Annotated in this window: 16 protein-coding genes and 1 other RNA gene; 14 read left to right on the forward strand and 3 right to left on the reverse strand. The window is 62.9% G+C overall.

From position 1 onward, the window contains the following. Positions 1–21: 21 nt before the first annotated feature. Together ASD03_RS28245 and ASD03_RS28250 are read left to right on the forward strand one after the other, a co-directional pair. On the forward strand, positions 22–1,584 hold the full coding sequence (locus tag ASD03_RS28245) for an EAL domain-containing protein (RefSeq protein WP_057211114.1): 1,563 nt from the start codon (positions 22–24) through the stop codon (positions 1,582–1,584). 64 nt (positions 1,585–1,648) lie between these two features. Beyond that, positions 1,649–3,004 (forward strand): serine hydrolase, encoded by a 1,356-nt coding sequence (locus tag ASD03_RS28250; RefSeq protein WP_057211116.1) that lies wholly within the window; start codon positions 1,649–1,651, stop codon positions 3,002–3,004. Positions 3,005–3,042: 38 nt separating this feature from the next. Here ASD03_RS28250 and ASD03_RS28255 read toward each other — a convergent pair whose 3' ends face one another. The 3 genes from ASD03_RS28255 to ASD03_RS28265 all read right to left on the reverse strand — a co-directional run bounded on the left by ASD03_RS28255 (position 3,043) and on the right by ASD03_RS28265 (position 6,096). After that, the gene (locus ASD03_RS28255) at positions 3,043–4,035 is read right to left on the reverse strand and encodes a lytic transglycosylase domain-containing protein (protein ID WP_057217687.1); all 993 of its coding nucleotides are present in this window, start codon (positions 4,033–4,035) and stop codon (positions 3,043–3,045) included. 116 nt (positions 4,036–4,151) lie between these two features. Next, on the reverse strand, positions 4,152–4,787 hold the full coding sequence (locus ASD03_RS28260; protein ID WP_057217689.1) for a LysE family translocator: 636 nt from the start codon (positions 4,785–4,787) through the stop codon (positions 4,152–4,154). 94 nt (positions 4,788–4,881) lie between these two features. Further along, positions 4,882–6,096, reverse strand: coding sequence for a pyrophosphate--fructose-6-phosphate 1-phosphotransferase (locus tag ASD03_RS28265; RefSeq protein WP_025427741.1), 1,215 nt, complete (start codon positions 6,094–6,096; stop codon positions 4,882–4,884). Positions 6,097–6,502: 406 nt separating this feature from the next. On the opposite strand from ASD03_RS28265, the gene ASD03_RS28270 reads away from it, so the two are divergent. The 12 genes from ASD03_RS28270 to mraY all read left to right on the forward strand — a co-directional run bounded on the left by ASD03_RS28270 (position 6,503) and on the right by mraY (position 19,262). Next, on the forward strand, positions 6,503–7,210 hold the full coding sequence (locus ASD03_RS28270; RefSeq protein ID WP_025427740.1) for a DnaJ family molecular chaperone: 708 nt from the start codon (positions 6,503–6,505) through the stop codon (positions 7,208–7,210). Then, a complete protein-coding gene (locus tag ASD03_RS28275; RefSeq protein ID WP_025427739.1) occupies positions 7,207–7,971 on the forward strand; it encodes an N-acetylmuramoyl-L-alanine amidase in 765 nt (254 codons plus the stop codon). The genes ASD03_RS28270 and ASD03_RS28275 overlap by 4 nt, the downstream gene beginning before the upstream one ends. A 228-nt stretch (positions 7,972–8,199) precedes the next feature. After that, positions 8,200–8,727: a transglycosylase SLT domain-containing protein gene (locus ASD03_RS28280; RefSeq protein ID WP_025427738.1), complete on the forward strand. Its 528-nt coding sequence runs from the start codon at positions 8,200–8,202 to the stop codon at positions 8,725–8,727. Positions 8,728–9,057: 330 nt separating this feature from the next. Continuing rightward, complete coding sequence (locus tag ASD03_RS28285) at positions 9,058–10,248, forward strand: FAD-binding oxidoreductase (RefSeq protein ID WP_057217691.1); 1,191 nt, start codon at positions 9,058–9,060, stop codon at positions 10,246–10,248. A gap of 97 nt (positions 10,249–10,345) precedes the next feature. Next, positions 10,346–10,745: RNase P RNA component class A (gene rnpB / locus ASD03_RS29075), an RNA gene on the forward strand. A gap of 588 nt (positions 10,746–11,333) precedes the next feature. Then, positions 11,334–11,774: a division/cell wall cluster transcriptional repressor MraZ gene (mraZ, locus tag ASD03_RS28290; protein ID WP_025427736.1), complete on the forward strand. Its 441-nt coding sequence runs from the start codon at positions 11,334–11,336 to the stop codon at positions 11,772–11,774. A gap of 14 nt (positions 11,775–11,788) precedes the next feature. Then, positions 11,789–12,814, forward strand: coding sequence for a 16S rRNA (cytosine(1402)-N(4))-methyltransferase RsmH (gene rsmH / locus ASD03_RS28295; protein WP_025427735.1), 1,026 nt, complete (start codon positions 11,789–11,791; stop codon positions 12,812–12,814). A 7-nt stretch (positions 12,815–12,821) separates the two neighbouring features. Continuing rightward, complete coding sequence (locus ASD03_RS28300; protein WP_025427734.1) at positions 12,822–13,205, forward strand: hypothetical protein; 384 nt, start codon at positions 12,822–12,824, stop codon at positions 13,203–13,205. After that, positions 13,205–14,953, forward strand: a complete 1,749-nt coding sequence (locus tag ASD03_RS28305; RefSeq protein ID WP_025427733.1) for a penicillin-binding protein 2 — start codon at positions 13,205–13,207, stop codon at positions 14,951–14,953. Before ASD03_RS28300 ends, ASD03_RS28305 begins: the two co-directional genes overlap by 1 nt. Positions 14,954–15,020: 67 nt before the next feature. Next, positions 15,021–16,484, forward strand: a complete 1,464-nt coding sequence (locus tag ASD03_RS28310) for a UDP-N-acetylmuramoyl-L-alanyl-D-glutamate--2,6-diaminopimelate ligase (RefSeq protein WP_025427732.1) — start codon at positions 15,021–15,023, stop codon at positions 16,482–16,484. Position 16,485: 1 nt separating this feature from the next. Further along, positions 16,486–17,925, forward strand: a complete 1,440-nt coding sequence (locus ASD03_RS28315; protein ID WP_025427731.1) for a UDP-N-acetylmuramoylalanyl-D-glutamyl-2,6-diaminopimelate--D-alanyl-D-alanine ligase — start codon at positions 16,486–16,488, stop codon at positions 17,923–17,925. Positions 17,926–18,161: 236 nt separating this feature from the next. Then, positions 18,162–19,262, forward strand: a complete 1,101-nt coding sequence (gene mraY, locus ASD03_RS28320) for a phospho-N-acetylmuramoyl-pentapeptide-transferase (RefSeq protein WP_025427730.1) — start codon at positions 18,162–18,164, stop codon at positions 19,260–19,262. Positions 19,263–19,265: the final 3 nt, after the last annotated feature.

The following is a 19,265-nucleotide window of genomic DNA, read 5'->3' on the forward strand; positions in this document are numbered from 1 at the left end:
CTATATTCGGGGGGCGTCGACATGATGTTAAGAACGTTTCTGCCGAAGCCCGAGCAGCGATTTGCAGCTGCCGGCACGGCACTGGGGGCACTGTTTCCAGCGATCTGGCTGACCACGGAAACGTTGTTCACGGATGGATCCTTTACACATTGGAATTTTTCCGGAGCACTTGCGGCGGGCGTCATGCCCTTCGTCGCCGGTGCCTCTTTCTACCGCTGGTCCTATTCACGACGGCTGGAGCGCGAGTTGCGCGCCGCGCGCCGCGCCGAGCGGCGGCTGCGCAACGAGGTTCACCGCGACCGGTTGACCGGGCTTGAAAACCGCTCGGCGCTGGAGGCCGATGTGCTTCGCGCGCTTCGCTCCGATGGCACGGCATTCGAGCGCAGGCCGCTGCTGCTCATCGACCTCGACCGGTTCAAGGCGGTCAACGACACGATGGGCCATGATGCCGGTGACCGGTTGCTGAGCGGCATCGGCACTCGGCTGCGGCGGGCGTTTTCCGGCGAGGCGACGGTCTATCGGCTCGGTGGCGACGAATTCGTGCTGCTTGGTCCGGGTTCTCCGTCGGATGCCGAGGTCGCGGCGCTTGCCGGCCGGGTGAAGGCGCTGTTCGACGCGCCGTTCGATCTTTCGGACGGCCAAGTGGCATCCGGCTGCAGCATCGGCGTTACGTTCCTGGAACCAGGCGACCTGTCGACCGGCTCCGTGTTGAAGCGGGCGGACCTGGCGCTCTACGAAGCCAAGGAAATGCGCGGTAACAGCCATGTCATCTACGCGCCGCACCTTGCGCGAGCCGCGGAAATGCGCGCCGAGGCCGAGCGCGACCTTGCCCGCGCGGTCGCCCAGCGGGAATTCTTTCTGGAATACATGCCGATCGCCGGTGCAGCGAGCGGCGCCATCCGCGGCTTCGAAGCATTGCTGCGCTGGCTGCACCCGGTCCGCGGCGTCATCGACATGGAGGCTTTTGTTGAGCCGCTCGAACAGGGAGCACTGGCACTCTCGGTCGGCAACTGGGCCCTTCGGCAGGCCTGCAGGCAGGCGGCGAGCTGGCCATCGCCGGTCGGCCTGACGGTGGCACCCCTCGCGCTGCAACTGCGGGATCGCGATTTCCTCGGCCATATCAAGGCGTGCCTGGACGAGGCGGGACTGGCGCCCGGCCGGCTGACGATCGAGGTGGCAGAAGCGTCCTCGACCGGCGATATGGGGCTGATCAGTGAAAATCTGCACGGTCTGCGTGCGCTCGGCGTGCGCATCGCGCTGAGCGGTGGCGCTGCTGCCTCGCTGCCGCTCAACCTTGTCGGGGAGCTTAAGCCGGACCAACTGACTGTGGATTTGCCGGCGATCCGCAGGTCGCATGGCAGCGAGCGCAGCGTCGCGCTGCTCGCCTGCCTCGTCAAGACAGGGCAGGTGCTGCGGCTGCCGATGGCGGTGCGCGGCATCGCCAGGGAAAGCGAAATGGACTGCGCCCGCACCGCAGGCGCTGTAGAAGCCTGGGGGCCATGGATATCCCCGGCATTGCCCGCGCGCGACCTCTCAGCCCTGTTGCGCGATAGGGACGGCGAAGACGCCCGTCGGCTCGCATAAAGGCAAGGGCTTTTCCTTTCGTTCAAATGCTGCTTCTCTCTCTCGCGTCAGACGGGAGAATGCGATGGCACGCGTATTGAAAACTGTCGGGGCTGCTGTTGTCGTGGCCATTGCCTGCGTCGGTGGGTGGCTGGCCGTGGCGCCGCCGGGGCTGCTGAAGGTCGGCGATGGCTACGCCGCCAAGATCGTCTGCTCGAATGTCTTCATCGCCGGGCGTGACGGGCAGGCGGTGCTTGCCGACGACGTCCAGGCGCCGGGCCATCCGTTGTTGAAATTCATCAGCGTCTCGGTCGACCGGGAGAAGCGGCTGGTGTCTGCCCGCATCTTCGGCTTTGCCGCCCCGGCCCATGCGGTCTATCGCCCAGGGCTCGGCTGCGCCAACGTTTCCGACGACGATCTCGCTGCCCTGGCTCCAGCGGTGGAGCCGTCGACGCCTGACATCGCCCGATCGGCCGATGTCTCCTGGCCGGACGGCGACAAGGCGGATATCGATCCGGCCGTTCAGGCATTGATCGAGGATGGCAACCTTGCCGGTCCTGGCATGCGCGCGATCTCGGTGGTGCGCGACGGACATCTGATTGCCGAGACCTACGGCGCGGGCTTTAATCGCTCGACGCCGCTTCTCGGCTGGTCGATGACCAAATCGGTGACATCAGCGCTGATCGGCATGCGCGTCGCCGAAGGGCACATGGACGTGACGCGCGCCGGCCTGCTGCCGGAATGGAGCGGCGACGCGCGCGCCAAGATCAGGCTTGCCGACCTCATGGGCATGGAGAGCGGCCTCGAGTTCAACGAGGGCTATGGCAATGTCAGCGATGTGACGCGCATGCTCTATCTCGAAAGGGACATGGCGGGCTTCGCCGCAGCCAAGCCGGCGACATCGAAGCCGGGCTCGACCTTCAGCTATTCCAGCGGCACGAGCACGCTGTTGTCGCGGCTCTGGATGCAAAGCTTCGACGACCCCGCCGCAGCGCTTGCCTATCCGCGCGATGCCCTGTTCCTGCCGCTCGGGATGACGAGTGCGGTGCTCGAGACCGATGCCAGCGGCACCTTTGTCGGATCGTCCTACATGTATGCAACGGCGCGCGACTGGGCGCGTTTTGCGCAATTCCTGCTTCAGGACGGCAACTGGAAGGGTAGGGGGCTGTTGCCTAGGGATTATGTCGCTTTCATGCGGACGCCGACCAAGGCATCCGGCGGCGAATATGGCGCGGGCCAGGTGTGGCTGCAGGAGAATGGGGTTCGCGCCGGCACAGGCGTCTTTCCTGCCGATGCCTTCTGGATGCTCGGGCATGACGGGCAGGCGATCTTGCTGGTGCCTTCGCTTCGCCTTGCGGTCGTGCGCCTGGGGCTGACGCCGTCACGCGGTGGTTACGACGTGCAGCAGCTCAACGCCAAAATAATAGAGGCGCTCGATTGAGCGCCTCCTGAAACGTTCACCAAAACGATCCGGCGTCGTTATTTCATGCCGAGTTCTTCGAGCAGGCCCTTGCGCTTGGCGTGGTAGTAATAGCCGCTGGCATAGAGCTTGACCGCGCCGTCGTGCTTGTTGTCGGCAACCATCCAGGCGCCGTGCAGGTACTTGGTCGCATACATCAGGTTGGTTTCCGCATCGAACAGGCCTTCGGCCGGGCCTTCGTAGCCGAGCCCCTTGGCGGTGTTGTAGCGGATCTGCATCAGACCGTAATTGCCCTTGCTGTAGGCGCGCGGGTTGTAGTTGCTCTCGCGCTTGACGACGCGGTGCACGAGCTCGACGGGAATGCCGTTGAGGTCGGCGTAATGCTTGATGAGCTTGTCGAGTTCCGGGCGCGAGCTGGTCGGCGCCTTGGTCAGCTTCATCGAATCGGGAATGACGCTGGCAACGGCGGCGACGCTCGAACCGATCACGCCCATCGTCGGCTTTTCGGTGGGCACGATCATGCGGTTGGCGACGAGCGTTTCGAGGCCGACGGGCTCGCCGGTGTCGAAGTCCGATTCCATCGCGGCAGCAACGGCAAGCGTCGAAACGGGAAGATCCTGGACGCGGCTCGTCTTCGGCGAGACGAGGGCGGATGCGGTTTCCGGCAGGGCAGCGGCATTGGCAGAAGCTGCTACCGGCGTCGCCATGGCGACGGCCTGCGCTGCGCCCGGCTTGCCGCCGGGAACGGCGACGACCGTCGGTGCCGGACCGGCGGCCTGCGCGAGATCAGTGCCGACGGGAAAGGTGGTTGCCATGCCGGCCGTTTGTGCCGACAGGGCAGCGGATGCCGCGGTTGCCGCGCCATCCGGTGTCGGAAGGGCATAGGCCGTCATTTCGGTGCCGGGTTTTGCAAGCGGGGTGACCGTCTGCACGGCCGTAAGCTCTTCCACCGAGGTATGCTCGACAGTCGAGCACCCGGAGACGAGTGTCGCCGACAGAATAGCTGCCACGCCAAACGTCTGTTTTGAAAGGGAAATACGGAATTTCGGCATGCTGTCACTTTCGTGCTTCTGGGCCCCGCAGCCCCGGCAAATCAACGGCGATTAGCCGCCATGCGTGAATCTCCATTAACCCATGGGGCGTCGCGCAGCAAGCGCACGAGCGAATTTCAGGCCGACGCCCGCTTCATGGTTGCCGTCAGAAGCCCGGCGCCGATGAGCAGCGAGCCGCCCGTGCGGTTGACGATCCGCCTGATATTCGGCTTCGAAATCGTGCTTTTGGCGGCGGTCGCAAGCGCTGCATAGAGGCTTGCGTTGAGGATGGCGAGCGTCAGGAACGTTACCTCGAAAATCGCCATCTGGGTAAAGAGCGGCTGCGACAGATCGAGGAACTGCGGCAGGAAGGCGACGAAGAAGACGATGCTCTTCGGGTTGAGTGCGGTGACGGCATAGGCATGGAAAAAGATGCGCAGCGGCCGTTCCTTGGCGGGCGCATGCTCACCGGTACCTTCGCTTCCGGCAACCGGTGCCCGCCAGAGCTGGATGCCGAGCCAGACGAGATAGGCGGCCCCCACCCATTTCAACACGGTGAAGACCGCAGCGGAGGTGGCGAGCAGTGCGCCGAGCCCGAGCATCGATGCGGTCATGGCGGTGAAATCACCGAGCGCCACGCCGGCAACCGTCGCGCCCGCCGTCTTGCGGCCATGGCCGAGCGCATAGGAAATGACGAGCAATATGGTCGGGCCGGGAATGGCGAGCAGCACTGCAGAGGCAGCGGCAAAGGCAAACCAGTGTTCGAACGACATGAAAAAGGCTCCGCGCTTGAGGGCTTTCCGAGACTGATCTCGGGAGGGAGCCACCAAGGCGCGGAGCCGTCAACTGTTAATCAGAGATCTCTGATCAGTCTTCCGCCTGCCACTTCTGGCCAATGACGTCCATGACGTTGCCGAACCACTTCGTCGAGGTGTCGAAGTGCTTGCCGCCCTTGATGCGCGGGAACTCGATGGTGCGCAGCTTGCCGCCCTGATCCTCGTCGTGGCCGGTGACGCCGGAGACCTTGTTAAGCGCGCTTTCGACCGCCAGGTCGACCATGCTCTGGATCAGGCGGAGATCGTCGACGTTTGCCGGCGCGGAGCGGGCGTAGTAGCCCGACTTCTGCACCATCGACCGCTCGGCGCCGAGAAGGGCCGCGAACTGCTTGGAGAACCAGTTGCCGACATTGATGGTGTCGATCTTCACGTGGCCGAAGGCGTCGCGCTTGACGGTTTCGCCGGCAGCTTCCCGCTCAGCGACGATCGCGTCGAGGCAGGCGCCTTCGCTGACGAACAGCGTGACGAAGCCCGAGTGGTTCATGACGGCGCGCAGCCGCTCGGCCTCGGCCTCGAGGTCGAACTTGATCTCGGGCAGGTAGAGGCCGTCGATGTTCTTCAGCTGCTTGTTCATCATGAAGCCGTCGACGAACTGCTTGTCCTCAGTCATCTGGACATAGGAGCGGGCGGTTGCCGCCGTCAGCCAGCCGCAGTGACGGCCCATGACTTCATGGACGACGAGCGTGCGCGGGGCAGCGCTCTGTTCGTTGCTGACATGATCGAAGAAGCGGGCGCCATGTTCGGCGGCCGTCCAGGCGCCGAGTGACTGGCGGATCGGCACCACGTCGTTGTCGACCGTCTTCGGCAGGCCGACGACCGTCAGGTCGTAGCCATTGGCGCCGAGATAGGCGGCAAGGTCGGCGGCGGTGGTGTTGGTGTCGTCGCCACCGATCGTGTGCAGGATGCCGATGCCGTCGGAGGCGAGGCGCTCGGCAGCGACGCGCAGCGGGTTTTCACCCTCCTTGACCAGGCCGCGCTTGACGCAGTCGGCAGCGTTGGTGAGCTTGACGCGGCTGTTGCCGATCGGTGAGCCGCCGTGGCGGTGCAGGATATGCGCATTTTCGCGCATGTCCCTGGTGATCTCGATGCGGTCGCCAAGCAGCACGCCCTGGTAGCCGGAGCGGTAGGCCACCAGCTCGTAGTCGGGCGCGATGTCGGTGTAGCGTTCGATCAGGCCACCAACGGCGGATGACAGGCAAGGCGCCAGCCCGCCGGCCGTCAGCATTGCGACTTTCTTCTTGGCCATGTTTCCTCCTCGGGATTCGGCATGCAATTGGTGGGGCCTCTCTAGCGTAAATCCGATGGAAGTTAAATGACAGGTCTGTGGATGTCCGGTCGGCAAGTGCTTGGGTTTTGTCGCCTCGGTCTCGAAAACGACCGTGGACATGATGCCGCGCAAACCGCGGCGGCAAGAGGCAGGCTCGGCGCCAACCCGCTGTGGGGCAGGGGGTTGAGCCTCTTCCCGAAGGTGCTGACCTGTTCCCCAGGGAACAGGTGGGAACCCTCGCGCTGGCGCAACGTTACCGCAACGGATTGACAATAGTGAGGGGCCATCACAAATTCGTCATTCCCGTGGTTCGCCGCAGGCCACCGCTTGCAATTTGCCACCACAATAGTCCATGCTATAGGCTGGAGAGACAGGAAAATCGTGCATGTCATTCTGGGATAGCCTCCTCAAAATCGTCACCGCCACCGGCAACGCACTTGCCGGTGTGGTCGAGGCCGTGCGCACACTGTTCGAAGGCGACCCGGAAACCCGGCGCAAGGTGGCTTTCTCCGTGGCGATGATCGCGCTTTCGGCCAAGATGGCGAAGGCCGACGGCGTCGTGACCGAGGCGGAGGTCTCGGCCTTTCGCGATATCTTCGAGTTTCCCGCCGATCAGGCCCAGAATGTTGCCCGTCTCTATAACCTCGCGCGCCAGGACGTCGCCGGTTTCGAAGCCTATGCCGAGAAGATGGCGTCGCTCTGCTCGTCCTGCGAGAGCAATTGCCCGATCCTGGAAGACATCATCGACGGGTTGTTCCACATCGCCAAGTCCGACGGCGCGGTGCATGAAAAGGAACTGGCCTTCCTGATGCGGGTCGCCGAGATCTTCCACATGGACGAAGCGCATTTCGAACGGATCATGGCGCGCCACGTGCACAGCGACGGCCGCGATCCCTATCAGGTGCTCGGCGTTTCGCCCAAGGACGACTTTGCTAAGATCCGCAAGCACTACCGCGTGCTGGTGTCCGAGAACCATCCGGACATGCTGGTTGCGCGTGGCGTGCCGCAAGAGTTCCATGCGATCGCCAATGACCGCATGGCCGCGCTGAACGCCGCCTATGAGGCGATCGAGAGAGAACGCCGCGCCGCATGACGTCGAAATACTGCGACTACTCGGGTGCACGTTTCATGCCGTCGCCCAACTTCGGCGACCGTGCGGATGCGCGGGTGCCCGATATGATCGTGCTTCACTACACTGGGATGCCGACGGCGAAATCTGCGCTCGAATGGCTGTGCCGCCAGGAAAGCCAGGTTTCGAGCCACTATTTCGTCCACGAGGACGGTCGCGTCGACCAGCTCGTGCCGGAGACGCTGCGGGCCTGGCATGCGGGCAAAAGCTTCTGGAAGGGCGAGACGGACATCAATTCCTGCTCGATCGGCATCGAGATCGCCAACGCCGGTCACCCCGGCGGGCTACCGGATTTTCCCGAAAAACAGATCGCTGCGGTCGTCGAATTGTGTCGGGACTGTGGCGAACGGTGGTCGATTGCCCCGGAACGGGTCCTCGCACACAGCGATATTGCGCCAATTCGCAAGGTCGATCCGGGTGAAAAATTTCCGTGGGATCGCCTGCATCGCGAGGGCGTCGGGCACTGGGTGGAGCCGGCGCCGATCGGCGGCGGTCGCTTTTTTCAGCGCGGCGATCACGGCCAACCGGTCGAGGCGATCCAGTCCATGCTGTCGCTCTATGGTTACGGCATTGAAGTCACTGGCGAATTCTGCGAAAAAACCGAGGGCGCCGTCGCCGCCTTCCAACGGCATTTTCGCCAGGAAAGGGTCGACGGCATCGCCGATATCTCGACCCTCGATACGTTGCACCGTCTGCTTGCGGGACTACCGCAGTTTGGTGCCTGACGCGCAAAATTTTTGCGTGCTAAATTAGCTTTCCCGGTCTTTTGTCGCACAAATTTGCTGCGTTGCCACATGTTTACCATGATGCGGCATTCATTTGCCGCTCATTGGAACTGCAGGGAACGTCAGGGCGCAACGCTCATTTCCTGTCAATGAAACGATCGGGAAGTGAGGCTTGAACGGCGGGGTGCGCCGTGCCGCCCATTCCCCAGACCGGAGACTTCAAACTACATGAGAATATCGTCTGTTGCTGCGGTGGCGGCATGCTTTGGCATGTTCTTCGCCGGGATTGGTACGTCGTATGCGGGGAATATCGACAAGACCATCAAGACCTCATCCCTCAAGTCAGTTACACGGACGACAGGTTACCCGAAACCGGAAATCTTAGAAGGCACGCAGTACACAATCCTGATCCAGTCCTACGCCAAGCAGTACGGCGTTCCGGCGGACCTGGCCCATGCGGTGGTCAAGGTCGAAAGCAATTTCAATGCCATGGCGCGCGGCAGTGCCGGCGAAATCGGCCTGATGCAGATCAAGCCGGCGACGGCGCGCATGATGGGCTATTCCGGCTCCTCCAAGGGTCTCTACGATCCCGAAACGAACATCAAGTTCGGCATGAAGTATCTTGCTGTGGCGCATGAGCTTTCCGGCGGCACCACCTGCGGCACCATCCTGAAGTACAATGCCGGCCACGCTGCCAAGCGCATGAACCCGGTCTCCAAGCGTTACTGCGGCAAGGTCCAGAGCATCATCGACTAAGTGATGCCGTCCGTATGGCGCGCACCAGGTCGTGCGCGCAAAGCATGTTTTACAGCGCCGCGCGTCTTATTAGACGCGCAAAGGTCGCTGTAGCACTTTAAACTTGCTGCATAATTTCGTCCTTAATCGGATCCGATTTAAGGAATTATGCAGTAAGGGGCATTGTTTCTATCGAATACCGAGCATCATCCGCTGACCGTCCTTGAGCGGTGGCAGATGCTCCAGCCGGACAGGTCTCGCGTTCCGGCGATCTTCGAAATGTGATGCCCCCGCAGTGTCATAACTGCACTGACATGCTATCTCCGCCTGATCGAGATGATGGGGACGGACATGTCGGAAAGCTTTGATTTCATCATTGTCGGCAAGGGCATGATGGGGGCGGCCGCAGCACGGTACCTGGCGCTTTCCGGCGCACGGGTGGCCTTGGTCGGGCCGGACGAGCCCAGCGACTGGGCCAATCACGGCGGCGTCTTTTCCAGCCATTACGACAATGCCCGAATCACCCGCACGATCGACGACGATCCCGTCTGGGCGCGTCTCGCCAAGCGTTCCATCGACCGTTACAGAGAGATCGCCGGGCAAAGCGGCATCGATTTCTATGCGGAAGTCGGCTGCCTGATCGCCGGCCCGGCGCCGGGCGGAAGCTACGACTATATCGAGAAGGTCGCCAAGGCTCGCGACGCGCTCGGCGTCGAGGCGCCGCTTCTGGACGAAGATGCACTGTCCGAACGCTTTGCCTGGTTCCGTTTCCCCCAGGGCTTTGCCGGCATCCACGAGGCGCAAGGGGCCGGCTACATCAATCCACGTGCGCTCGTTCTGGCGCAGACGATCTGTGCGGAAAAGGCCGGCGCCCGGATTGTCCGCAGCGAAGTGGCGTCCGTATCCGAGGCCGGCGACCGCGTCGTCGTCACGACGACAGAGGGCGCAACACTCACTGCGGGACGCGTGATCGTTGCCGCCGGCGGGTTTTCCCTTTCCGACACGCTTCTTCACCGACCGATCGACCTCGTCGTCAAGGCGCGCACCGTGTTCTTCGCGGAGGTCGCGGCTGACGATCTGCCAACCTATGACCATATGCCATCGCTGATCGGTGCGTCGCCGGAGCAGGCGAAGAGCTACTACCTGCTGCCGCCGGTCGCCTATGCCGACGGCAAGCATTACATCAAGATCGGCGGCGATCCGACCGACCGCATTCTCAAGAGCGAGCCCGAGGTGCGGGCGTGGTTCCGGGGCAGCGCCGGCGCCGGAGCAGCGGAACACATGGGCGGATTGCTCGCCGAGGTGATGCCCGGCTTCAAGCCCGCTTCGACGCATTTCCGCCCCTGCGTGACGTCGTTCACCCGCCACGGCTTTCCCTATATCGGCTTTGCCGGCGGCGATCGTATTGCCGTCGTCACGGGTGGTAACGGCCAGGCGGCGAAAAGCTCCGACGAGATCGGTCGGCTTGGCGCCAAGCTGGTGATGGATGGTCGGATCGACGATCCGGCCTATGAAACGGATTTCGCCGTCTCGTTCCGCTAAGCACTGAAGTAAAAGTGTGGCGGCGTGCCAAAGCCGAAACGTCGAGATCGCCGTTTTTCTCTGGCGCTCGGCTTCCCGGTCGGTTAAGGACCGCCTGCCAGTTGGCCGGGCAGCCGCGCTCCGCAAGTGCCGAAAGGCCGCGGGGGGAGGAAAGTCCGGGCTCCACGGAAATACGGTGCCGGATAACGTCCGGCGAGGGCGACCTCAGGGAAAGTGCCACAGAAAGCAAACCGCTCCGCTTGCGGAGTAAGGGTGAAAGGGTGGGGTAAGAGCCCACCGCGGACATGGCGACATGGACGGCACGGCAAACCCCACCGGGAGCAAGACCGAATAGGGATGACGCGGGCGCGCAAGCGTCCAGCCTGTTTCCGGGCCAGTCATCCGGGTGGGTTGCAAGAGGCTGCGTGCAAACGTAGTCCCAGATGAATGGCTGCCACGTTCCGTTGTCTTCGGGCAATGGGGCCATACAGAACCCGGCTTACAGGCCAACTGGCGATTTCTTCCTTCTATAGCGCCGCGCGTCTTGTTAGACGCGCAAAGGTCGCGGTAGCACTTCGAATTGCTGCATGTATCCTTAAATCGAATACGATTTAAGGATACATGCAGTAGACGGCGATGCTCTTAGCAGCAGCGAGGCTTTGGGCAGCGCAAGTTCGGCTGACGTCCTTTGCTCTTTGTGCCAGCTAGGACGCGAAAACCATGGCCGCAGCGCCGTCCGCCCGCTTGGCTGCAATCTTGCTGATATTCCGATTTCCCAACGATTTGAAGCCGTTTGGCCGTCGCATTGCGAGGCATCGGGGGTGCTTTCGTAACCCTTCGTTAAACTTAACAACCTATCAATATTTGATCAGCTACCCAGCTGTTCAAGAGCCAATCCCATTGACGCCCATATGGTCCCATGATATCCCATAATGGTACTGCGCAAGGGCCGCGTCGTGGCCCGTCATCGCAAAATTCCAGTGTCTCCCGGCTTCGGGAGATGGGCGGACATGTTGGTGTCCGGCGGGGGCGTTTTGTGGGTGTGGTCGAGTGTTCCCGCGGGTCGATGATAATGGCCCGTCAGTCTTGGGCGGCCGTTTCGCGTCATGAACCGCTTCTTGTCAAATGCTACCAATCGGATCGATGCAAAGGGGCGGGTGTCCGTGCCTTCGGCGTTTCGTTCCGTGCTGTCGGATGGAGGCGTTCGAGAGCTATACTGCTTCCAGGATTTCGTCTTTCCGGCGATCAGCGTCGGTGGGCCGGAGCTCCTGGATCGGTTCGAGAGGCAGATGGCGGCCGAGGATCCTTTTTCTCCGGCGGCCAACGAGATGTCGCTGCTCGTTCACGGGGGCGGGGTCTTCGTCAAGCTCGATCCGGAAGGTCGGTTGATGGTGACGGATTTCATCCGCGACTTCACCGGTATCTCGACCGACGTGATGTTCGTCGGGCGGGGCGATTATTTTCAGCTCTGGGAGCCGCAGGCCTTTGCAAAGGCGCAAGCGGCGGCCCGGGAAGGGCGCAAATCACGGGGGTTGCGTCCGGAATAGAATGGAGAGGCGGAATGGTGACGGAACAAGGCGGAGGAACTTCTGAAGCCGATGGCGGACCGGTCCGTCACATTCCCGTCCTCCTGAGCGAGGTTCTCGCGGCGCTCGATCCGGCCCCCGGCAAGGTCATTCTCGACGGCACGTTTGGTGCCGGCGGTTATGCATCCGCCATCCTCGATGCTGGCGCCGATGTGATCGCGCTCGATCGCGATCCGACGGCGATCGCCGCGGGCCAGTCGATGGCTGCGGCCGCGGGTGGTAAGCTCAAGCTCATTCACTCCCGTTTTTCGCAGCTCGCCGAGCATGCGCCCGCCGGCAGTCTCGACGGCGTGGTGCTCGATATCGGCGTGTCGTCGATGCAGATCGACGAGGCCGAGCGCGGCTTCTCCTTCCAGAAGAAGGGCCCGCTCGACATGCGCATGTCGGCAGCCGGCGTTTCTGCCGCCGACGTCGTCAACCGGGCCAAGGTTTCCGATCTCATCCGCATCTTCGGTTTCCTCGGCGAGGAAAAGCAGTCGGGCCGCATCGCCCGCGCCATCGAAAAGCGCCGGGCCGAAACGCCGTTCGAAACCACCCGCGATCTCGCCGGGTTGATCGAAATCGTCACTCCGCGCAAGGCCAAGGACAAGATCCATCCGGCAACCCGCGTCTTCCAGGCGCTGCGCATCTTCGTCAACGATGAACTCGGCGAACTCGCCCAGGCGCTTTTTGCCGCCGAGCGGGCGCTGAAGCCGGGCGGCCGTCTCGTGGTCGTCACCTTCCATTCGCTCGAAGACCGGATCGTCAAGGCTTTCTTCCAGGATCGCTCGGGCAAGGCTGCGGGTTCGCGCCATCTGCCACTGGTGACCGCGCGTGCGGCAACCTTCACACCAGTTGGAAAGCCTATGGTGGCCGCCAGCGAGGAAGAAGCGTCCCTCAATCCGCGCGCCCGGTCTGCCAAGCTCAGAGCCGGTATCCGCACGGAAGCGCCATCGCCGGGAAACGATCTATCCATTTTCAATCTGCCGGAACTGGCGAGCCTTGCACGGTTGGGGGGCTGAGAGAGATATGCTGCGAACACTCGACATAGTCCTGATCGTCGTCATGACGGCAGCCGCCACGGTCACCTACACGATCAAGCATCGTGCCGAAAACAAGCTGGAAGAGGTGCGCAGGCTCGATGCCGCCATCAAGCTGGAAGAAGACACGATCGACCTTCTGCGCGCCGACTGGGCGCTGCTGACGCAGCCGAACCGGCTGGAACGTCTGGTTGGCGCCTTCGGCGCTGATCTGCAACTGGCACCGACGCCGTCGACGCAACTCGTGCGCCCGCAGGAGCTGCCGATGCTGAAGGCCGACGTGCCGCCGACGGAAGAAGAAAAGAAGCTCGCCGCCGCCAAGGCGTCGGAGAAAAAGACCGATAATATCGCAACGGGTTCGGTGGCGCGCTGATGTCGTTTCTCTCCCGCATCATGGTCTTGAAGAGCAAGGCGCATTTCTCCGCAGGCGGCAACAACCTGCCGGCCGAGGCCAAGCTCAACGTCACCTTCCAGGGCACACGCAAGAAGACCACCAATCAGGCGAAGAACCGCGTGGCGATCATCATCGCCAGCTTCGGCATCGTCTATGCGGTCATCGGTGGCCGCCTGGTGCAATACGGCATGGCGCAGCCGGAGACGGTTTCGAGTATCGGCCGCGCCGACAATCTGATGGCCTCGCGCCCGGATATTCTCGACCGCAACGGCGAGATCCTCGCCACCGACATCCGCACGGTCTCTCTCTATGCCGAGCCGCACAAGATCGTCGATGCGGATGAGGCGGTCGAGCGGCTTGCAACCGTGCTGCCCGATCTCAACGCCCGCGACATCTACAACAAGCTGAAGTCGAAATCGCGCTTCCAGTGGCTGCGCCGCCAATTGACCCCGAAGCAGCAGAGCGAAATCCTGGCGCTCGGCATTCCCGGCGTCGGTTTCCGGCCGGAAAAGCGCCGCTTCTATCCGGGCGGCCCGACCGCCGCCCATGTTCTCGGCCACGTCAACATCGACAACCGCGGTGTTGCCGGCATGGAGCGCTACATCGACGGGCAGGGGCTCGCCGATCTCGCCGCCATCGGCATGACCAGCGATGCCAAGCTCGAGCCGGTCAAGCTGTCGATCGACGTTCGGGTGCAGAACATCGTGCGCGACGTCATCGATGCCGGCATGAAGAACTACCAGGCGCTGGCCGCCGGGGCCGTGGTGCTCGACGTCAATACCGGCGAAGTGCTGGCGTTGGCGTCGGTCCCCGATTACGACCCGAACAAGCCGGCCGAAGGTGCCGAAGAGGGCTGGATGAACCGCATGTCGAACGGCACGTTCGAGATGGGCTCCACCTTCAAGACGTTCACGATCGCCATGGGTCTCGATTCCGGCAAGGTAACGCTCAACGACAGCTTCGACGCCTCGGCACCGATCCGCATCGGCGGCTTCACCATCAAGGACTTCCACGGCAAGCGCCGGGTGCTGACCGTTCCGGAAATCTTCCAGTATTCGTCGAACATCGGCACCGCCAAGATCGCCGACCTGATCGGCATTCCCGGCCACAAGGAATTTCTGACCCGGATCGGCCTGCTGTCGAAGCTGCCGACCGAGCTGCCGGAAGTCAAATCCCCGAGCCAGCCGCGCGAATGGAAGAAGATCAACTCGATCACCATCTCCTTCGGCCACGGCGTTTCGACGACGCCGCTGCAGACGGCTGTCGCAGGTGCCGCGCTCGTCAACGGCGGCAAGCTGATCCCGCCGACCTTCCTGCCACGCTCGCAGGAGCAGGCCGATGAACTGGCGACGACGGTCGTCAAGAAAAGCACCAGCGACGACATGCGCTTTCTGCTTCGCTGGAACGGCATCGCCGGTTCGGGCAAGCGCGCGCAGGTGCCGGGCTTCAACGTCGGCGGCAAGACCGGCACGGCCGACAAGGTCGTCAACGGCCGCTATGCCAGCGACCAGAACTTCAACGCCTTTCTCGCAGCGTTTCCGATCGACAATCCGAAGTACATCGTGCTGACTTTCATTGACGCGCCGAAGACCGGCGAAGGCGGCGGACGGACCGCCGGCTCGAATGCCGCGCCCATGGTTCGCGACATCATCAGCCGCTCCGCACCGCTTCTCGGCGTCGAACCGAAGTTCGGAGAAGATGGTTCTGCCATGCTTGTGTCTTATTAGGCATGAAATGAGAATGCGGACGATTCGCGATTCCGGCGAATTGAGAGCGATGTGAGACGTGCGGTTCATGAAGATAAAAGACCTGGCGGGAACGAGCTTCCCTGAACTTTCTGCGCAACTGGATGGCGCTTCCTCGCAGATCGAGGTTGCCGGCATTACGGCCGACAGCCGGCATGTGCAGCCAGGAGATCTTTTCGTCGCCGTCTCCGGCACCAAGGCAAACGGCACCAGCTATATCGTCGACGCGCTTGCGCGCGGCGCCGTTGCCGTCGTCGCTGAATCCGGCGTCAAGCCTGATGGATCCTCCGCACCCGTTCTTTCGCTCGGCAACCCGCGCGCCTTTCTCGCGCGCGCCGCCGCCGCGTTCTACGGTCGCCAGCCTGAGACGATGGTTGCGGTGACGGGCACGGCCGGCAAGACCTCGGTCGCCTCCTTCACCCGGCAGATCTGGGCGCATTCGGGCCTTGCTGCCGCGATGATCGGCACGACAGGCGTGGTGGCGCCCGGCCGCAACGACTACGGTTCTCTCACCACGCCCGATCCGGTTTCCCTGCACAAGCTTCTTGCCGAACTCGCAGATGCCGGCGTCACCCATGCGGCGATGGAGGCTTCCAGCCACGGCCTCGACCAGAGCCGGCTCGACGGCGTCAAGCTTTCGGCTGCGGCCTTTACCAATCTCGGCCGCGACCACATGGACTACCATCCGACGGTCGAGCACTATATGGCGTCCAAGATGCGGCTGTTCGAAGCGTTACTGCCGAAGGGCGCGCCCGCGGTTGTCTTTGCCGACGACCAGTGGTCGGAACAGGCGATTGCGGCTGCCCGCAAGGCCAAGCTCGACGTGCGCACCGTCGGCCGCAAGGGCGAATTCATCTCGCTGAAGCGGGTCGAACATTTCCGCCACAAGCAGTCGGCCGAAGTGCATGTCGGCGACGACATCTTCGAAATCCATATTCCGCTTGCCGGCGATTTCCAGGTTGCCAACGCGCTTGTCGCGGCGGGACTTGCGATCTCCACCGGCATCAGCGCCAAGGCGGCGTTCTCCGCGCTTGAAAAGCTGCAGGGTGCCTCCGGCCGCCTCGAACTGGTCGGCCAGACCAGGGACGGCGCGCTTGCCTATGTCGACTATGCCCACAAGCCCGATGCGCTCGAAAATGTGCTGGCCTCGGTGCGGCCGTTCACGACGGGCCGCGTTATCGTGGTCTTCGGCTGCGGCGGCGACCGCGACAAGGGCAAGCGACCGATCATGGGCGAGATCGCCACGCGGCTTGCCGACGTCGTGATCGTCACGGATGACAATCCGCGCTCGGAAGTGCCTGAGGTGATCCGCTCGGAAATCATGGCTGCGGCTCCAGGTGCAACCGAAATCGGCGACCGCGCCGAAGCGATCCGTGCCGCCGTCGGCATGTTGACAAGCGGCGACACGCTGATCGTCGCCGGCAAGGGACATGAGGAAGGCCAGACGGTCGGTTCCGTCACGCTGCCGTTCTCGGATCATGCGGAAGTCCGCAAGGCATTGGGAGGTCTGTGATTTGAACTGGCTCTGGACAAGCAGCGATCTTCTGGCCGCAATGAACGGCCGTCCGGTTGGAAACCTGCCCGAAGGAGTAAGCGGCATATCGATCGACAGCCGCTCGGTCGGCAAGGGCGAAGCCTTCTTCGCGATCAAGGGCGACCGGGTCGATGGCCACGACTATGCGGGCCTTGCGCTCGCCAATGGCGCCGCACTCCTCGTTGTCAGCGAAGGCAAACTGCCGGCGCTCGGCCGCCTCAGCGCGCCACTGATCGTCGTCGACGACGTGCTTGAAGCGATGATTCGGCTCGGTTGCGCGGCGCGCGACCGCAGTGCTGCGAAGATCATCGCCGTCACCGGTTCCGTCGGCAAGACCACCACCAAGGAGATGCTGCGGCACGTGCTGGTGCCGCAAGGGCGCGTGCACGCCTCCGTGGCCTCGTTCAACAATCATTGGGGCGTGCCGCTGACGCTTGCGCGCATGCCCGAGGCCACCGATTTCGGCATCTTCGAAATCGGCATGAACCATCCGGGCGAGATCCGGCCGCTGACGAAGATGGTCCGCCCGCATGTGGCAATCGTCACCAGCATCGCTGCCGCTCATCTCGGAAACTTCGACAGCCTGGACCAGATCGCCGAGGCCAAGGCCGAGATCTTCGAGGGCGTCGTCAATGGCGGCCACGCGGTCATCAACCACGACAGTGCCCAGTACAAGCTGCTCGAAAAGGCCGCGGGTACGGCTGGCGTCAGCTATATCCACTCCTTCGGCGTCAACCCGAAGGCGGAGTTCCGCCTCGTCGAGTTTGCCGGTGCGGCGGACGGTTCAGTGCTTTGGGCCGCCCTTGGCGGCCGGACGATGGAAATCACCATCGGCGCTCCTGGACGTCATATCGCCGAGAACGCGCTGGCCGTGCTCGCGGCGGTGAAGCTGGTCGGCGCCGATGTCGACTACGCCGCCTCGTCGCTGGCGACGATGCAGGCCGAAACGGGCAGGGGCCGCCGGCACCAACTGTTGATCGGCGCGGGCACACTGACGCTGATCGACGAGAGCTACAACGCCAATCCGAGCTCGATGCGCGCGGCGATTTCGCTGCTGCAGGATTCAGCACCGGCGCCGGGCGGGCGCCGCATCGCCGTGCTCGGCGACATGCTGGAGATGGGCGAACACGCCGCCGGCGTTCATGCCGCGCTCGCCAAACCTCTCGTCGAAGCCGGCATCACCGATGTCTGGCTTGCCGGGCCGTTGATGGCCCACCTGCGCGACGCGTTGCCGCCGGAAATCTCCGTCGTCTACCGCGAAACGGTGGACGAACTGAAGGCCTATGCACTCGGCGCGGTTGCGACCGGCGACGTGGTGATGATCAAGTCTTCGAAGGGCACGGGCTGCGGCAAGATCGTGCATGCGCTGATCGAAGCCTATCCGGAGCCCGAGGCCGAGGGGGACGAAGCAACTGCGTGATTGCCGGACTGCAAGCGGTTCAGCGGCAATGATGCAGTCGACCAAATGACGACAACGATCTTCGCGTGCCTCAAGCGGCGCGCTGCGTTGTAGTGGTCGTCGCCGATGCTGGCGGCGGTGGATACAGCCTTGGGTTAGGCAGCGCGGCCTAACACTTTCGCATACAAGCGCGTATCGTTTTTCAGATGATTCTGTTGGACGGTGTCCGATTTTAAACCTTTGGGGAAAGGTCCCTTATGCTCATCTGGCTCGTGGAACTGGCGGACCACTTTCAGTTTTTCAATCTCTTTCGCTACATCACGTTCCGTACCGGTGCAGCGCTTTTCACTTCGGCCTTGATCGTTTTCCTTTTCGGTCCGCGCATGATTGCCTCCCTCCGCATCCGTCAGGGCAAGGGTCAGCCTATCCGCGCCGATGGTCCGCAGACGCATTTCAAGAAGGCCGGCACGCCGACGATGGGCGGGTTGATGATCCTTGCGGGCATCGTCGTGTCATCGCTTCTGTGGGCCGATCTTTCCAGCGTCTATGTGGTCTCGACCCTTCTCGTCACGCTCGGTTTCGGCGCCATCGGCTTTTATGACGACTATCTCAAGGTCACCAAGCAGTCGGACAAAGGCTTTTCCGGCAAGGCGCGTCTCGGCTTCGAGTTCATCATCGCCGCGATTGCCGTGTTCTTCATGATGCAGGCGTCGCTTTCGGGCGGTGCTGCCGGCTCGACCTTCGGCTCCTCGGTCACCTTCCCGTTCTTCAAGGACCTCGTGATCAATCTCGGCTATTTCTTCGTGCTGTTCGGTGGCTTCGTCATCGTCGGCGCCGGCAATGCCGTGAACCTGACGGATGGTCTCGATGGGCTTGCCATCGTGCCCGTCATGATCGCGGCGGCCGCCTTCGGCCTCATCGCCTATCTCGCCGGTAACGCCGTTTTCGCCAATTACCTGCAGATCCATTTCGTGCCCGGCACGGGCGAGCTGGCCGTCATCCTCGGCGCCGTCATCGGCGCCGGCCTCGGCTTCCTCTGGTTCAACGCGCCGCCCGCCGCCATCTTCATGGGTGATACCGGTTCGCTGGCGCTCGGCGGCCTGATCGGCACCGTTGCCGTCGCGGTCAAGCATGAATTTGTCATGATCATCATCGGTGGCCTGTTCGTCATGGAAACGCTGTCGGTGATCATCCAGGTGTTCTGGTTCAAGCGCACCGGGCGCCGCGTCTTCCTGATGGCGCCGATCCACCACCACTTCGAAAAGAAGGGCTGGACGGAAAGCCAGGTCGTGATCCGCTTCTGGATCATCGCCGTCATCCTTGCGATGGTCGGCCTGTCCACCCTCAAGCTGCGGTGAGCG

Origin of the sequence: Ensifer sp. Root127 (assembly GCF_001425225.1) — a bacterium.
Lineage (GTDB): Bacteria > Pseudomonadota > Alphaproteobacteria > Rhizobiales > Rhizobiaceae > Ensifer > Ensifer canadensis.

Bases quoted from the DNA above. Each gene is read 5' to 3' on its own strand.
- ASD03_RS28260 (WP_057217689.1), bottom strand. From the start codon at position 4,787: ATGTCGTTCGAACACTGGTTTGCCTTTGCCGCTGCCTCTGCAGTGCTG.
- ASD03_RS28305 (WP_025427733.1), top strand. From the start codon at position 13,205: ATGTCGTTTCTCTCCCGCATCATGGTCTTGAAGAGCAAGGCGCATTTC.
- ASD03_RS28275 (WP_025427739.1), top strand. From the start codon at position 7,207: ATGACGTCGAAATACTGCGACTACTCGGGTGCACGTTTCATGCCGTCG.
- ASD03_RS28255 (WP_057217687.1), bottom strand. From the start codon at position 4,035: ATGCCGAAATTCCGTATTTCCCTTTCAAAACAGACGTTTGGCGTGGCA.
- ASD03_RS28250 (WP_057211116.1), top strand. From the start codon at position 1,649: ATGGCACGCGTATTGAAAACTGTCGGGGCTGCTGTTGTCGTGGCCATT.
- ASD03_RS28285 (WP_057217691.1), top strand. From the start codon at position 9,058: ATGTCGGAAAGCTTTGATTTCATCATTGTCGGCAAGGGCATGATGGGG.
- mraZ (WP_025427736.1), top strand. From the start codon at position 11,334: ATGAACCGCTTCTTGTCAAATGCTACCAATCGGATCGATGCAAAGGGG.
- ASD03_RS28265 (WP_025427741.1), bottom strand. From the start codon at position 6,096: ATGGCCAAGAAGAAAGTCGCAATGCTGACGGCCGGCGGGCTGGCGCCT.
- ASD03_RS28310 (WP_025427732.1), top strand. From the start codon at position 15,021: ATGAAGATAAAAGACCTGGCGGGAACGAGCTTCCCTGAACTTTCTGCG.
- rsmH (WP_025427735.1), top strand. From the start codon at position 11,789: ATGGTGACGGAACAAGGCGGAGGAACTTCTGAAGCCGATGGCGGACCG.
- ASD03_RS28270 (WP_025427740.1), top strand. From the start codon at position 6,503: ATGTCATTCTGGGATAGCCTCCTCAAAATCGTCACCGCCACCGGCAAC.
- ASD03_RS28300 (WP_025427734.1), top strand. From the start codon at position 12,822: ATGCTGCGAACACTCGACATAGTCCTGATCGTCGTCATGACGGCAGCC.
- ASD03_RS28245 (WP_057211114.1), top strand. From the start codon at position 22: ATGATGTTAAGAACGTTTCTGCCGAAGCCCGAGCAGCGATTTGCAGCT.
- mraY (WP_025427730.1), top strand. From the start codon at position 18,162: ATGCTCATCTGGCTCGTGGAACTGGCGGACCACTTTCAGTTTTTCAAT.
- ASD03_RS28280 (WP_025427738.1), top strand. From the start codon at position 8,200: ATGAGAATATCGTCTGTTGCTGCGGTGGCGGCATGCTTTGGCATGTTC.